General features: G+C 51.0%; 9 protein-coding genes and 5 tRNA genes. 4 read left to right on the top strand and 10 right to left on the bottom strand.

Annotation, left to right across the window (positions count from 1 at the left end; all coding sequences use genetic code 11):
- The first annotated feature begins 44 nt into the window (after nucleotides 1-44).
- The gene (gene ubiF / locus TU92_RS20570; protein WP_112169010.1) at nucleotides 45-1,229 is read left to right on the top strand and encodes a 3-demethoxyubiquinol 3-hydroxylase; all 1,185 of its coding nucleotides are present in this window, start codon (nucleotides 45-47) and stop codon (nucleotides 1,227-1,229) included.
- A 98-nt stretch (nucleotides 1,230-1,327) separates the two neighbouring features.
- Here the strand turns inward: ubiF and TU92_RS20565 are convergent.
- The 10 genes from TU92_RS20565 to nagB form a co-directional block, all read right to left on the bottom strand.
- A tRNA-Gln gene (locus TU92_RS20565) sits at nucleotides 1,328-1,402 on the bottom strand.
- Nucleotides 1,403-1,454: 52 nt separating this feature from the next.
- Nucleotides 1,455-1,531: transfer RNA gene (locus TU92_RS20560), tRNA-Met, on the bottom strand.
- Between the two features lie 91 nt (nucleotides 1,532-1,622).
- Nucleotides 1,623-1,697, bottom strand: a tRNA-Gln gene (locus TU92_RS20555).
- Nucleotides 1,698-1,720: 23 nt separating this feature from the next.
- Nucleotides 1,721-1,805 (bottom strand) — tRNA-Leu (locus TU92_RS20550).
- Nucleotides 1,806-1,812: 7 nt separating this feature from the next.
- Nucleotides 1,813-1,889: transfer RNA gene (locus tag TU92_RS20545), tRNA-Met, on the bottom strand.
- 228 nt (nucleotides 1,890-2,117) lie between these two features.
- Nucleotides 2,118-3,782, bottom strand: a complete 1,665-nt coding sequence (asnB, locus tag TU92_RS20540; protein WP_112169009.1) for an asparagine synthase B — start codon at nucleotides 3,780-3,782, stop codon at nucleotides 2,118-2,120.
- A 348-nt stretch (nucleotides 3,783-4,130) separates the two neighbouring features.
- The gene (locus tag TU92_RS20535; protein WP_112169008.1) at nucleotides 4,131-4,883 is read right to left on the bottom strand and encodes an HAD-IIA family hydrolase; all 753 of its coding nucleotides are present in this window, start codon (nucleotides 4,881-4,883) and stop codon (nucleotides 4,131-4,133) included.
- 57 nt (nucleotides 4,884-4,940) lie between these two features.
- Nucleotides 4,941-6,164 carry a DNA-binding transcriptional regulator NagC gene (gene nagC, locus TU92_RS20530; protein WP_112169007.1) on the bottom strand — a complete coding sequence of 408 codons (1,224 nt, stop codon included), beginning with the start codon at nucleotides 6,162-6,164 and terminating at the stop codon, nucleotides 4,941-4,943.
- 20 nt (nucleotides 6,165-6,184) lie between these two features.
- Nucleotides 6,185-7,324 (bottom strand): N-acetylglucosamine-6-phosphate deacetylase, encoded by a 1,140-nt coding sequence (gene nagA, locus TU92_RS20525; RefSeq protein ID WP_112169097.1) that lies wholly within the window; start codon nucleotides 7,322-7,324, stop codon nucleotides 6,185-6,187.
- Nucleotides 7,325-7,469: 145 nt separating this feature from the next.
- Nucleotides 7,470-8,270: a glucosamine-6-phosphate deaminase gene (gene nagB / locus TU92_RS20520; RefSeq protein WP_112169006.1), complete on the bottom strand. Its 801-nt coding sequence runs from the start codon at nucleotides 8,268-8,270 to the stop codon at nucleotides 7,470-7,472.
- A gap of 394 nt (nucleotides 8,271-8,664) precedes the next feature.
- Here nagB and nagE point away from each other — a divergent pair, with 394 nt between their 5' ends.
- The 3 genes from nagE (at nucleotide 8,665) to chiP (ending at nucleotide 14,384) form a co-directional block, all read left to right on the top strand.
- The gene (gene nagE, locus TU92_RS20515) at nucleotides 8,665-10,617 is read left to right on the top strand and encodes a PTS N-acetyl glucosamine transporter subunit IIABC (RefSeq protein WP_112169005.1); all 1,953 of its coding nucleotides are present in this window, start codon (nucleotides 8,665-8,667) and stop codon (nucleotides 10,615-10,617) included.
- 213 nt (nucleotides 10,618-10,830) lie between these two features.
- Nucleotides 10,831-12,501 (top strand): glutamine--tRNA ligase, encoded by a 1,671-nt coding sequence (glnS, locus tag TU92_RS20510; protein ID WP_112169004.1) that lies wholly within the window; start codon nucleotides 10,831-10,833, stop codon nucleotides 12,499-12,501.
- Between the two features lie 419 nt (nucleotides 12,502-12,920).
- Nucleotides 12,921-14,384: a chitoporin ChiP gene (gene chiP, locus TU92_RS20505; protein ID WP_112169003.1), complete on the top strand. Its 1,464-nt coding sequence runs from the start codon at nucleotides 12,921-12,923 to the stop codon at nucleotides 14,382-14,384.
- The last annotated feature ends 2 nt before the right edge of the window (nucleotides 14,385-14,386 follow it).

The raw sequence follows: 14,386 nt of genomic DNA, 5'->3' as shown, positions 1-14,386 counted from the left end.
CCGGTACACTTTGTTTAATGAACTGAATAAAAAGCCGGAATAAAATGAATAATTCTGAGAAGTTATTTGATGCAGTGATCGTCGGCGGTGGCATGGTGGGCGCCGCTGCGGCTCTGGGCCTTGCGCAGCAGGGGCTTCAGGTGGCATTAATCGAAAATGAAGAGCCTGCCGTCTTTGACCCGTCAGCGCCCGCTGATTTAAGAATTTCTGCTATTGGCTGCGCGTCGGTGCGTTTCCTTAAGAAACTGGGTGCATGGCCTTCAGTCGAGCAAATGCGCTCTGTGCCATATCGCCGGCTTGAAACCTGGGAGGTCGATGGCTCCGAAGTAAAGTTTGATGCGCAATCACTCGGGCTGCCTGAATTGGGATTCATGGTCGAGAACCGTGTTCTTCAGCGTGCGCTGTGGCAACAATTTGATGGCTTCTCAAATCTGACCCGCTTTTGTCCGGCCAAACTGCGCCATCTTTTACAGCATGACGACAAAACCTGGTCGCTTCAGCTAACGACGGGTGAACTGCTGCACACGCAGCTGGTGGTTGCCGCCGATGGTGCGAATTCGCTGGTGCGCCAGCTGGCAGGGATCGGCGTGGATGGCTGGCAATACCGCCAGAACTGTATGCTGATTAACGTTGAAACCGAAACTCCGGATCAGGATGTCACCTGGCAGCAATTTTTCCCTTCAGGCCCGCGTGCATTTCTGCCGCTGTTTGGCCATCAGGCATCGCTGGTCTGGTACGACAGTCCGCAGCGTATCCGATATCTGCAAACGCTGAACATGAAACAGTTGACCACCGAAGTCATGCAGGCATTCCCGGCACGACTTGGGAAGGTCACGGCATTGTCCTCGGGCGCTTTCCCACTGGTTCGCCGTCATGCGCAGCGTTATGTTTTACCGGGACTGGCGCTGGTGGGGGATGCAGCACACACCATTAATCCGCTGGCCGGACAGGGCGTAAATCTCGGTTATCGCGATGTCGAAGCGTTGCTGTCGGTGCTGGAAAAAGCGCGTGAAAGCGGTGAAGCGTGGAGCAGCGAGCGCGTGTTGCTGCGCTATCAGCGCCAGCGCCGTCTGGATAATTTGATGATGCAAAGCGGGATGGACTTGTTTTATACCGCTTTCAGCAATGATTTAGCACCGGTAAAAGTGTTGCGTAATCTGGCACTGATGACTGCTGAGCGCGCTGGAGGTTTGAAAACCAGAGCACTGAAATACGCACTTGGGATTTAATGAAAAAAGGCTGACGTTGAAAAACGATCAGCCTTTTTGAATCTGTCTTTAAATCGCAGAAAAGCAAAAGGCCCGAATAAATTCGGGCCTTTCTAATGTGGCTGGGGTGCCAGGATTCGAACCTGGGTATGCTGGTATCAGAAACCAGAGCCTTACCGCTTGGCGACACCCCAATGGTGTTTCTTACTTCTTTCTACAACCTGCTTAAAACGCGTAGTTGTAAAATGGTGGCTACGACGGGATTTGAACCTGTGACCCCATCATTATGAGTGATGTGCTCTAACCAGCTGAGCTACGTAGCCAAATTTTACTGATTTACTTCAAAACTTCAAGCACTAATTTAACTAACTTAATAATAAATTTCAAGTGCTTACCAATTAAAAGAGAGAAGTATGGCTGGGGTACCTGGATTCGAACCAGGGAATGCTGGTATCAAAAACCAGTGCCTTACCGCTTGGCGATACCCCAACTGTGCTGCCGATGTCTGGAAATGGTGCGGGAGGCGAGACTTGAACTCGCACACCTTGCGGCGCTAGAACCTAAATCTAGTGCGTCTACCAATTTCGCCACTCCCGCAAAAAGATGGTGGCTACGACGGGATTCGAACCTGTGACCCCATCATTATGAGTGATGTGCTCTAACCAACTGAGCTACGTAGCCATCTTTTTTCGCGCTACCTTCATCGGCGTTGCGGGGCGCATTATGCGTATATGACCGTTTTGCGTCAACACCTTTTTTGGAGAAAAAGCCCTGATAGCGTCCATTTGTCTGGGTTATGACCACTCTGGTGATTAATTGGGCAAAAGACATTATTTTTACTGCCTTTACCCATAAAAAAATGGGCCGCAAGAGGCCCATTTATAAGGAGGAGATTAACCCGACAATCGGTTATTTATAGGCGGACTGATGAACGCCGACTGCACGGCCAGAAGGGTCGTCCATGTTTTTGAACGCTTCATCCCACTCAATCGCTTTCGCCGAAGAACAGGCCACTGAAGGACCGCCAGGGACGCATTCTGCGGCGCTGGGTACCGGGAACAGTTCTTCGAAGATCGTACGGTATAAGTAGCCTTCTTTGGACGTTGGCGTGTTGTACGGGAAACGGAAATGCGCCGTTTCAAGCTGTTGATCGGTGATCTGCTGAGAGGCCACTTCTTTTAACGTATCAATCCAGCTGTAGCCCACGCCGTCGGAGAATTGTTCTTTCTGACGCCATGCGACGCTGTGCGGTAAATAAGACTCGAAACATTCACGCAGGATATGTTTTTCCATCTTGCCGTTGCCACACATTTTGTCTTTCGGGTTCAGGCGCATAGCCACGTCGAGGAATTTTTTATCCAGGAACGGTACGCGTGCTTCCACACCCCATGCAGACATCGCTTTGTTAGCGCGCGCGCAGTCATACATATGCAGAGCCAGCAGTTTACGCACGGTTTCTTCATGGAATTCTTTGGCGTTTGGCGCTTTATGGAAGTACAGGTAACCGCCCAGCACTTCATCGGCACCTTCGCCGGACAACACCATTTTGATGCCCATTGCTTTAATTTTACGTGACATCAGATACATCGGCGTTGAGGCACGAATAGTGGTCACGTCATACGTTTCGATGTGATAGATAACATCGCGGATAGCATCCAGACCTTCCTGCACGGTGAAATGAATTTCATGGTGCACGGTGCCCAAATGCGTGGCGACTTCCTGTGCAGCGCGCAAATCCGGAGAACCTTCCAGACCGACGGCAAAGGAGTGCAGCTGCGGCCACCAGGCTTCGCTTTGATCTTTATCTTCAATGCGGCGACCGGCAAATTTCTTGGTGATCGCAGAAATCACCGAGGAATCCAGACCACCGGAGAGCAGTACACCGTAAGGCACGTCGGACATCAGGTGGCTTTTTACGGACTCTTCCAGCGCGTCTTTCAGCGCTTTGGCATCCGTGACATTGTCTTTGACGTTGTCATAATCGAACCAGTCGCGATGGTAATATTCGCGGATTTCGCCGTCCTGACTCCACAGATAGCTGCCTGCCGGGAATTCTTTGATGGTGCGGCAAACCGGCACCAGCGCTTTCATTTCAGAAGCCACATACATGTTGCCGTGTTCGTCGTAACCCATGTAAAGCGGGATGATGCCCAGGTGGTCACGGCCAATCAGGTATGCATCTTTTTCCGTGTCATACAGAATGAAGGCGAACATGCCTTGCAGTTCATCGAGGAAGTCGTGACCTTTTTCCTGATACAGCGCCAGGATGACTTCGCAGTCAGACGCGGTCTGGAATTCGTACTTGTCGCCCAATTCAGCGCGCAGTGCCTGGTGGTTGTAGATTTCGCCGTTAACGGCCAGAACGTGGGTGTGTGCTGCGTTGTACAGCGGCTGTGCGCCGTTGTTGACGTCGACAATCGACAGACGTTCGTGCGACAAAATCGCTTTATCGCTGGCAAATACGCCGGACCAGTCTGGTCCGCGGTGGCGCATCAGGCGCGAAAGTTCCAGCGCTTTTTTGCGCAGCTCGACGGAGTCAGTTTTAATATCGAGCACACCGAAAATTGAACACATAAGTCTTTCTCCCTAACTTTCTCTGGCTGTCATTTTTATGAGGGTCAACGTTGCCGTTCTTTCTGTTTTAGTCTGGCGATGTTGCGTTGCTGACTATGAAAATGCGTCAAAACCCCCATGCTGTGCAAGCGGTTTAACACTCTTCTGAGAAATAGTATGTTGAGGGGTGCAGATCTTTAGCGAATTCTCAGTTTAATGGTCATATTATTAATGAATCGTCATTTATATCGCGAAAAATTGAGAGGGCGGCAAAAAATCAGGAAAGTGGATATAAAACAATCAACAAGACGAAAAAAAACGAGCCAGAACAGACGTCCTGGCTCGTTTTCAAAGACTTAACAGACGACGTTAAATGATGTCGATATCGGCAACCGACGGATAAATCCACGTCGGGCGGAAAGGCATCCCCTCGATATCGTTCAGCGTGGAAACGCCGGACAGCACCAGGATTGTTTCTAAACCCGCCTGAAAACCGGCCAAAATATCAGTACGCAAATTGTCGCCGACAATTACCGTGCCATCGGAATGCGCCTGCATTTTATTGAGGGCTGAGCGGATGATCCACGGGCTCGGTTTACCGACATAAAACGGTTTGCGGCCAGTGATTTTTTCGATAGGGGCACACAGCGCACCACAGGCCGGGGTAAATCCGTGGCCGTGGTTATCGGGATTCGTCGCGATAAAGCGTGCACCGTTGGCAACGAAGAACGCCGCTTTATGGATCATGTCCCAGTTATAAGATCGGGTCTCGCCAACAATCACAAAGTCAGGATTGATGTCGGTAATGGTGAAACCGGCTTTATATAATTCGTGGATCAGCGCACCTTCGCCAACGACGTAGGCTTTCTTGCCTTCCTGACGTTTGAGAAAATCAGCGGTGGCCATTGCCGATGTAAAGAAGGCGCTTTCCGGCACATCCAAACCCGCCGCGCTGAAGCGGTTTGCCAAATCTTGCGCGGTCTGGGAAGGGTAGTTGGTGAGAATGACCAAAGGCATTCCCTGTTCCTGAATACGGGCGAGAAACTTGTCTGCGCCGGGTACCGCGGTGTTGTCGTGCAACAGCACGCCATCAATGTCACAGATTACATTCTTAATCGTCATGATTTATAAACCCACTTTTCCAGCTCCATTTCTGGCAGCCAAAGACTATAGCACGTCTTAATTTTCCAGCAGACGCTGTAAAAGAACGCCATTGAGCATCGCGCGTTTAACCAGCGCAAAGGCGCCAATCGCCGACTGATGGTTCAGTTCCGAGGTCACCACCGGCAAATTACGGCGAAAATCTTTTAGCACCTGAGCATTAATACAGTTCTGGATGGCAGGCAGCAGCACTTTATCGGCCTCGGTAATTTCACCGGCGATCACCACTTTCTGCGGATTAAACAGGTTGATGGCTATAGATACCGCTTTGCCTAACTGACGCCCGACATGGTCGATGACTTCCGTGGCCAGCGCATCATGGCGGTTCGCCGCTTTGCAAATGGCGGTAATCGAACAGTCATTGAGGCTGAGCTTGCTGGCATAGCCCTGGGTCAGCAGATGACGCACGCGGTTTTCAATGGCGGCATTAGCGGCAACGGTTTCCAGACAACCGAAATTCCCGCAATGGCAGCGCTCGCCCAACGGGTCTATCTGAATGTGTCCGATCTCACCGACGTTGCCGTTACTGCCGAGGAATATCTGTCCGTTAACGATAATCCCGGCACCGGTTCCGCGATGTAAACGAACCAAAATAGAGTCCTGACAGTCGCGGGTTGCACCGAAGTAGTGCTCGGCGAGAGCCAGACTGCGGATATCGTGGCCGACAAAACTGGTCACTTTGAACCGGGCTTCCAGTGCATCCACTAATTTCCACGCACCCACGCTGATGTGCGGCATGTAGCGAACGATGCCTTTATTCGGATCAACTAAGCCAGGAAGGATGACGGAAATGGCAATCAGCTCGCGAATTTTGCGTTGGTTCAGCTCGATAAATTGCGCGATCGACTCAAACAGCGCGTTCTCCAGCGTTTCCTGAGTGCGTTCCGGCAGGGCGTAATGTTGTTCGGCCAGTGATTTGGCGCTCAGATCATAGAGCGTGATGGTCGCATCATGGCGACCCAGGCGCACAGCAATGGTATGAAAGGGGCGGGCTTCGGTGATGATTGAAATTGCGCGACGGCCCCCGGTGGACGCCTGTTGCTCCACCTCTTTAATCAGGCCGCGCTCAAGTAACTGTCGGGTAATTTTGGTAACACTGGCGGGCGCGAGCTGGCTCACGTCGGCAATCTGAATGCGCGAAATGGGCCCCTGTTGATCAATCAGGCGGTAAACCGCCGCGCCGTTTAACTGCTTAACCAGATCAACGTTGCCGATTTGTGCCTGCTGTCCGCCAGTTGTCATCAATACTTTTATCCGCTCAATTAAACTTCGTCACCGTTAACGATAGTTTTTGTGATTTTAAAATCATGAGTGAACGCGGTGAGGTTGGCGACTTTACCTGCTTCGATGCTGCCTAAGCGGTCATCGAAACCAATCGCGCGTGCCGGATAAAGCGATGCCATACGCAGCGTTTCATCCAGAGCGATTCCGACATGTTCGACACTGTTTTGTACCGCTTCGATCATGGTCAGCGCTGAGCCGCTCAGTGTTCCGTTTTCGTCCACACAGAGTCCATCACGGTAGTATATTGTTTTACCGGCAAAAATGAACTCATCAATATTTGCCCCGGCAGGCGCTGTGGCGTCAGTGACCAGCACCAGCTTGTCGCCTTTCAGTTTTTTCGCGTTGCGGATATTTGCCCAATCCACGTGCAGCCCGTCGGCGATAACGCCGGTATAGACTTCTGGTGTATCGAAAATTGCACCAATCAGGCCAGGCTGGCGGCCGGTAATGGCAGGCATTGCATTATAAAGGTGCGTAGCAAACGAGATCCCGGCGGCAAAACCTGCGCGCGCCTGCTCATAGGTTGAGTTGGAATGACCCGCTGACACCACAATGCCTGCATCACGCAGCTGGCGAATGTATTTTGCATCGACCTGCTCGGGCGCGAGGGTGAGTTGGGTAATCACCTCAGCGTTGGCACACAGGAAATCAATCATCGCGCTGTCCGGCAGGCGGATAAAGGCCGGATTGTGGGTGCCTTTTTTCACCGGGCTCAGGTACGGCCCTTCGAGGTGCAGACCCAGCGCCTGATTAGGATATTTTTCCAGATAGGTGCGCATGACGCTGATACCGTGTTTCATGTAGTCATCGCTACAGGTGATCAGCGTCGGCAGGAAACTGGTACAGCCGGATTTTTCATTGGCTTTCTGCATGATTTCTAACGTTTCTACGGAAATAGCTTCCAGAGAATCGTTAAACTGCACGCCACCGCAACCGTTCAGTTGCAGATCGATAAATCCGGGGGCAAGAATGGCACCGTCCAGACTGCGGGTTTCCACATTTGCCGGCAGTTCGCTGACCGGACAAACACGTTCGATTTTGCCATCGGCAATCACCACCGCGTGGTTATCCAGAACGTCGTGACCGGTATAAATCCGACCATTAATTAATGCGTACATCATGCCCCCTAGTACGTTCGCCCTTCTCCAGTCACGCTGCTGCTGCGTTGGCTGCCTCACTCCGGTCACTGACTTGCGTAAGCTCCCGGAGATTTGCTTCGTGCCGCCTTGACGTAGCGTGACTGGCTTTGGGCATAATTTTAAATTAAAGATTCTTCATGTTTTCCGCTTCTAACTCGCGGAAATATTTCACAGTTTTGACTTTCAGTTCCATGGTGGACGGTTCGTCACACACCATCACGGCTTTAGCGTGCAGTTGCAGACAGCTGATGGTCCACATGTGGTTAATGTTGCCTTCAACTGCCGCTTCCAGAGCCTGCGCTTTCGCGTGACCGGTAACCAGAATCATCACTTCTTCTGCATCCAGCAGCGTACCCACGCCAACGGTCAGGGCGTATTTTGGCACCTGAGACACATCGTTGTCGAAGAAACGGGAGTTCGCGATACGGGTTTCGTGCGTCAGCGTTTTGATACGCGTACGGGAAGCCAGCGAAGAAGCGGGTTCATTGAAAGCAATGTGACCGTCGTTACCCACGCCACCCATAAACAGGTTAATTTTGCCGTAGGATTTAATTTTTGCTTCGTACTGGCGACATTCTTCGTCGATATCTGGCGCATTACCATTCAGCAGGTTGATATTTTCGCTTGGGATATCAACGTGATCAAAGAAGTTTTTGTACATGAAGGTATGATAGCTCTCAGGGTGTTCCTGTGGCAGGCCAACATATTCATCCATGTTAAAGGTCACGACGTTTTTGAAGCTAACCTGGCCTGCTTTATGCATGGCGATAAGGTGTTTGTAAGCTTCAAGCGGGGTGCCACCGGTAGGAAGGCCCAGAATGAAAGGACGTTCGGCAGTCGGTTTGAAGGCATTGATGCGTTCAACGATATGTCGTGCAGCCCATTTGCCAACTTCAGTGGTGGTGTTTAAAGGAATCAGTCTCATCACGTACCTCTAGTTTCAGAATATTGAATATACTGTTTATACCCTTAGTCGCAACGGATGACTTCGGATATACGTAGACAAAGCTCAAGCAAAGTTCTTCGGTTCAAAGGCGGTCTTGTTAAGCGTAAACCACCGTGAAAGTTTATGGCTGGCACAATACCGTCTAGATTTTTTTAATAATAAAATAAGTTTTGTGTGTTGACCAGTCTGATGGCATGTTATCACCTCTTTTTGGTGACAATTATCACAAAAAGAGAGGTTTTAATTTGCGATACGAAATAATCTTTTTACACTCGCAGTGCAGTCGGTTAAATCGGAACAGTAAAGAGTAAAGGTAGTAACCATACTAATTAAACTACTTAGGTGATTCGCCTGACGGCGGATAGGGGGAAATGTGAATATTCTTGGATTCTTTCAGCGTTTAGGCAGAGCGCTACAGCTGCCTATAGCCGTACTACCGGTCGCTGCGTTATTGCTGCGCTTCGGACAGCCTGATCTTCTTAACATGCCTTTCATCGCGCAAGCCGGTGGCGGGATTTTCGATAACCTCGCATTAATCTTCGCTATCGGTGTGGCGTCGAGCTGGTCTAAAGACAACGCAGGTGCGGCTGCTTTAGCCGGCGGTATCGGTTACTTCATCCTGACCAAAGCGATGATCACCATCAACCCGGCCGTTAATATGGGTGTTCTGGCGGGTATCATCACCGGTCTGGTCGGCGGTATGGTCTACAACCGCTGGTCTGATATTAAACTGCCTGACTTCCTGAGCTTCTTCGGTGGGAAACGTTTCGTTCCTATCGCAACCGGCTTCTTCTGTCTGGTTCTTGCCGCTATCTTTGGTTACATCTGGCCTCCGGTGCAGGATGCAATCCGCGCCGGTGGTGAGTGGATCGTGGGCGCTGGCGCATTCGGTGCGGGCATCTTCGGTTTCGTAAACCGTCTGTTGATCCCAACCGGTCTGCATCAGGTTCTGAACACCATCGCATGGTTCCAGATTGGTGATTTCACCAATGCTGCCGGTACTGTGTTCCACGGTGACATCAACCGCTTCTACGCGGGTGACGGCACGGCGGGGATGTTCATGTCCGGCTTCTTCCCAATCATGATGTTCGGTCTGCCTGGTGCGGCATTTGCCATGTATTTCGCAGCGCCTAAAGAACGTCGTCCATTGGTCGGGGGTATGTTGGTTTCCGTAGCAGTGACCGCGTTCCTGACTGGTGTGACCGAGCCATTAGAATTCCTGTTCATGTTCCTCGCTCCGCTGCTCTATTTAGTGCACGCCATCCTGACCGGGATCAGCCTGTACGTCGCAACGGCTCTGGGTATTCACGCAGGCTTCTCCTTCTCTGCGGGTGCCATCGACTACGCGTTGATGTACAACCTGCCAGCGGCAAGTAAAAACGTCTGGATGTTACTGGTGATGGGCGTTGTGTTCTTCATCATCTACTTCGTTCTGTTCAGCGTGATTATCCGCATGTTCAACCTGAAAACGCCGGGTCGTGAAGACGACATTGAAAACATGGGCGCGCCGGAAGCGAACAGCAATACAGAAGAAGGCCTGAACCAGCTGGCGCTGAGCTACATTGGTGCACTGGGTGGGTCTGACAACTTCAAAGGCATTGATGCCTGTATTACCCGTCTGCGTCTGAACGTGAAAGATGCCGGCACCGTGGATGACGCAGCGTGTAAACGTCTTGGCGCATCCGGTATCGTTCGTCTGAATAAACAAAGCATTCAGGTTATCGTTGGTGCAAAAGCCGAATCTCTGGCAGATGCTATGAAGAAAGTGATTGCACGTGGCCCGGTTGCCGCAGGTGTGGCAACGGCTGCGCCGGTAGTGACCACTAAAGCTGCTCCACAGGCTGTGCCAAACACGTTGAAAACCGTGGTGGAAACGCTGGTGTCTCCGGTAACGGGTGATGTTGTGGCGCTGGATCAAGTACCTGATGAAGCCTTCGCCAGCAAAGCTGTCGGTGACGGCGTTGCGATCCGCCCGACCGGTAAAACCGTAGTCTCGCCTGCTGCGGGTACTATCGTTAAAATCTTCAATACCAATCATGCTTTCTGCCTGGAAACCGTTTCTGGTGCTGAAGTGGTGGTTCACATGGGGATTGATACCGTCACGCTTAATGGTAAGGGCTTTACCCGCCTGGTCGAAGAGGGTGCGACAGTGACTGCCGGTCAGCCTGTTCTGGAACTGGATCTGGATTATCTGAACGCCAACGCGCGCTCAATGATAAGCCCGGTTGTGGTCAGCAATATCGATGATTACACCGGTGTTGTTTCTCTGGCGAGCGGTTCCGTGGTGGCCGGACAGACTAAACTGTTCGATATCCAGGGCAAATAATCTTTTTGTCTGAGTGATAAGGTTTAAGTAAACACTGTTTAGTAAAGACAGTCAGAACGGGAAGAGAGCGATCTCTTCCCGTTTTTTATTGTTTTCGGACAGCCCGTAAAGGGATAACCACGATTTTATGCAACTAACGGTTGTTTCCCGACGTGGCTTGTTGGAACATAAGCGGTTATCCGTAGAGTCAATGTTGCGTAGAGGAATTGCACAATGAGTGAGGCTGAAGCCCGCCCAACAAATTTTATCCGTCAGATTATTGATGAAGATCTGGCGACCGGGAAACACAATACCGTTCACACCCGTTTCCCGCCTGAGCCTAATGGCTATTTGCATATCGGCCATGCGAAGTCTATCTGCCTGAATTTCGGCATTGCGCAAGACTACCAGGGTCAGTGCAATCTGCGTTTTGACGATACTAACCCGGCAAAAGAAGACATCGAATTCGTTGAGTCGATCAAACACGACGTCCAGTGGCTGGGCTTCGACTGGAGCGGTGATATTCACTACTCCTCAGACTATTTCGATCAACTGCACGCATACGCGCTGGAGCTAATCAACAAAGGTCTGGCGTACGTTGACGAACTGTCTCCCGATCAAATTCGCGAATACCGTGGTTCGCTGACCGCACCGGGCAAAAACAGCCCGTATCGCGATCGCAGTGTGGAAGAAAATATCGCGCTGTTCGAAAAAATGCGTAACGGTGAATTCGCCGAAGGTGCCGCTTGCCTGCGTGCCAAAATCGATATGGCGTCGCCATTCTTCGTGATGCGCGATCCGGTCATCTACCGTATTAAGTTTGCCGAACATCATCAGACTGGCACAAAATGGTGCATCTACCCGATGTACGATTTCACTCACTGCATTTCCGATGCGCTGGAAGGAATCACACATTCACTGTGTACGCTGGAATTCCAGGACAACCGCCGTCTGTACGACTGGGTACTGGATAACATCACTATTCCATGCCATCCGCGTCAGTATGAGTTCTCCCGTCTGAATCTTGAATACTCCATCATGTCCAAGCGTAAGCTGAACCTGCTGGTGACGGATAAGATTGTAGAAGGTTGGGACGATCCGCGTATGCCGACTGTTTCCGGTCTGCGTCGCCGTGGTTATACCGCTGCGTCTATCCGCGAATTCTGCCGTCGTATCGGCGTGACCAAGCAGGACAACAACGTTGAAATGATGGCGCTGGAATCCTGTATTCGTGACGATCTGAACGAAAACGCACCGCGCGCCATGGCCGTTATTAACCCGGTTAAAGTGGTCATTGAGAACTTCACCGGTGATGACGTGCAAATGGTGAAAATGCCGAATCATCCGAGCAAGCCGGAAATGGGTACCCGCGAAGTGCCGTTCACCCGTGAGATTTACATCGATCAGGCTGATTTCCGCGAAGAAGCGAACAAACAGTACAAACGTCTGGTGCTGGGCAAAGAAGTTCGCCTGCGCAATGCGTATGTGATCAAAGCGGAACACATCGAGAAAGACGCGGAAGGGAATATCACCACCATCTTCTGTTCTTACGATATCGATACGCTGAGCAAAGATCCCGCAGATGGCCGTAAGGTGAAAGGCGTGATTCACTGGGTTTCTGCTTCTGAAGGTAAACCGGCAGAATTTCGCCTGTATGACCGTCTGTTCAGCGTTGCGAACCCTGGCCAGGCTGAAGATTTCCTGACCACCATCAACCCGGAATCTCTGGTGATTGCTCAGGGCTTCGTTGAGCCGTCTCTGGCCGCTGCTCAGGCAGAAGTCAGTGTGCAGTTCGAACGTGAAGGTTACTTCTGTGCCGACAGCCGCTATTCAAGTGCTGAGCATCTGGTGTTCAACCGCACCGTCGGCCTTCGCGACACCTGGGAAAGCAAACCCGTCGCCTGACTGAAATATCACGTCTGACTCAACGCAGCTTCGGCTGCGTTTTTTTATGTCTGGAAAATGGTGTGTTTGATTTTCATCGCGAATTAATGTGTTTTTGATGGTCACTTTTTAGCTCCCTGATTTAACCACTTTATGAATGCTGAAACGTGTAAAGTATGTGGTTATTTATTTTAACTCTCTGAAATTCTGGTTATTTAGTGTTTTTTGGCTGTTTAATCCCTCCTGAGTCGTTTCTGTTACACTTTTTCATCTTTATGTGCACTTTGTCATACTTCAGAGAACAATGATTAATTACTCATTGATAATTCGCGTCGCGAAAAATACTCTTAACCTGCTTTTTACGGTTACGCCTCTGGCGGCCGCTTTTAATACCCGTTTGGGTTTTGCACCATCTTTTTTAGTCAAAATGAGGAATTTCTATGCACAAGCACCTTAACCGGGGCAGGGGATCGGCTTATCTGAAACCTGTGATGTACACTCTGGCTGGCACCTTACTGGGTGGCGGAATGACTTTTTCTCAGGAAGTCAGAGCGGAAGGCTTTATTGATGATTCCACGCTGACTGGCGGAGTTTATTACTGGCAGCGCGAGCGTGATCGCAAAGATCTGAATAAGACTAAAGAAGAAACCCGACCTGATGGCTCGAAAGTTACGGTCAACAACCCTGATTACGATAAATATGCCACTAACCTTTCTCACTCCACCGCCAACCTGAATCTGGATTTCTCCTCCGGTTATGCGTGGGATATGTTCGGTATCGACGTCGCAGCTTTTACTGCGATTGAGCTGGCTGAAGCCAGCGACAGCGGGCACCCGAACGAAATCGCGTTCTCTTCCAAAAACCACGCCTACGACGAAGATTACTCCGGCGATAAGGGCGGGGTCAGCCTGTACAAAGCCGCGGGTAAATTTAAATATGGCGGTTTCTGGGGACATGCGGGTTACATCCAGCCTACCGGGCAGACGCTGATCGCTCCGCACTGGAGCTTCATGCCGGGCACCTATCGCGGCGCGGAAGCCGGTTATAAACATGATTTCGGCGAACCGGGCGAGCTGAGTTTCTCTTACATGTGGGCGGACGAATACAAATCGCCGTGGCATCTGGAAATGGATGATTTCCGCCAGAATGACAAGAAAACCGGTGTCTCCTACATTCATTCCCTCGGCGCGAAATATGATTTTAAAAATGATTTCGTCCTCGAAGCGGCCTATGGCGAAGCGGAAAGCTACGTCGATCAGTACTTTGCCAAAGCGTCCTATAAGGTCGATCTGCTGGGCAATCCGCTGACCACCAGCTACCAGTTCTACGGTGCGGAAGACCGCATCAGCGACAAGAACGATCCGAACAGTTTGTATGACGGTCTCGCCTGGTTGCAGGCACTGACATTCGGCTACACCACAGGCCAGTTCAACTGGCGTCTTGAAGGGACGATGGTCAAGGCAGAAGGGAATCAGGGGTATTTCCTGCAGCGTATGACACCGACTTATTCCTCATCTAACGGTCGTCTTGACGTGTGGTGGGATAACCGTTCTGACTTCAACGCCAACGGTGAAAAAGCGGTCTATGCCGGGGTGTTATACGATCTGGCGAAATGGGATCTGCCGGGCTTCGCGGTGGGCGGTTCTTACGTTTACGCATGGGACGCCAAGCCAAGCACCAATGCGGCTTATGACCAGAGCCAGCGCCTGAAAGAGAGCGCCTGGAGTCTGGACGCGCTGTACACCATTCAGGAAGGCCGCGCCAAAGGCACGCTGTTCAAACTGCATTACACCCAGTACGACAACCATTCGGATATCCCGAGCTGGGGCGGTGGTTACGGCAACATCTTCCAGGATGAAAAAGACGTCAAATTCATCGTTATCGCTCCATTCACTATTTTCTGAGG

Origin of the sequence: Rahnella inusitata (assembly GCF_003263515.1) — a bacterium.
Classification (GTDB): Bacteria; Pseudomonadota; Gammaproteobacteria; order Enterobacterales; family Enterobacteriaceae; genus Rahnella; species Rahnella inusitata.
Note: the sequence above shows the minus strand (reverse complement) of the source record. Positions and strands in the feature narration are given on the sequence as shown.

What these genes read in the sequence shown, in the direction of transcription:
- nagB (WP_112169006.1), bottom strand. Translation starts at nt 8,270, where the DNA reads ATGAGACTGATTCCTTTAAACACCACCACTGAAGTTGGCAAATGGGCT.
- TU92_RS20535 (WP_112169008.1), bottom strand. Translation starts at nt 4,883, where the DNA reads ATGACGATTAAGAATGTAATCTGTGACATTGATGGCGTGCTGTTGCAC.
- ubiF (WP_112169010.1), top strand. Translation starts at nt 45, where the DNA reads ATGAATAATTCTGAGAAGTTATTTGATGCAGTGATCGTCGGCGGTGGC.
- chiP (WP_112169003.1), top strand. Translation starts at nt 12,921, where the DNA reads ATGCACAAGCACCTTAACCGGGGCAGGGGATCGGCTTATCTGAAACCT.
- nagA (WP_112169097.1), bottom strand. Translation starts at nt 7,324, where the DNA reads ATGTACGCATTAATTAATGGTCGGATTTATACCGGTCACGACGTTCTG.
- asnB (WP_112169009.1), bottom strand. Translation starts at nt 3,782, where the DNA reads ATGTGTTCAATTTTCGGTGTGCTCGATATTAAAACTGACTCCGTCGAG.
- nagC (WP_112169007.1), bottom strand. Translation starts at nt 6,164, where the DNA reads ATGACAACTGGCGGACAGCAGGCACAAATCGGCAACGTTGATCTGGTT.
- glnS (WP_112169004.1), top strand. Translation starts at nt 10,831, where the DNA reads ATGAGTGAGGCTGAAGCCCGCCCAACAAATTTTATCCGTCAGATTATT.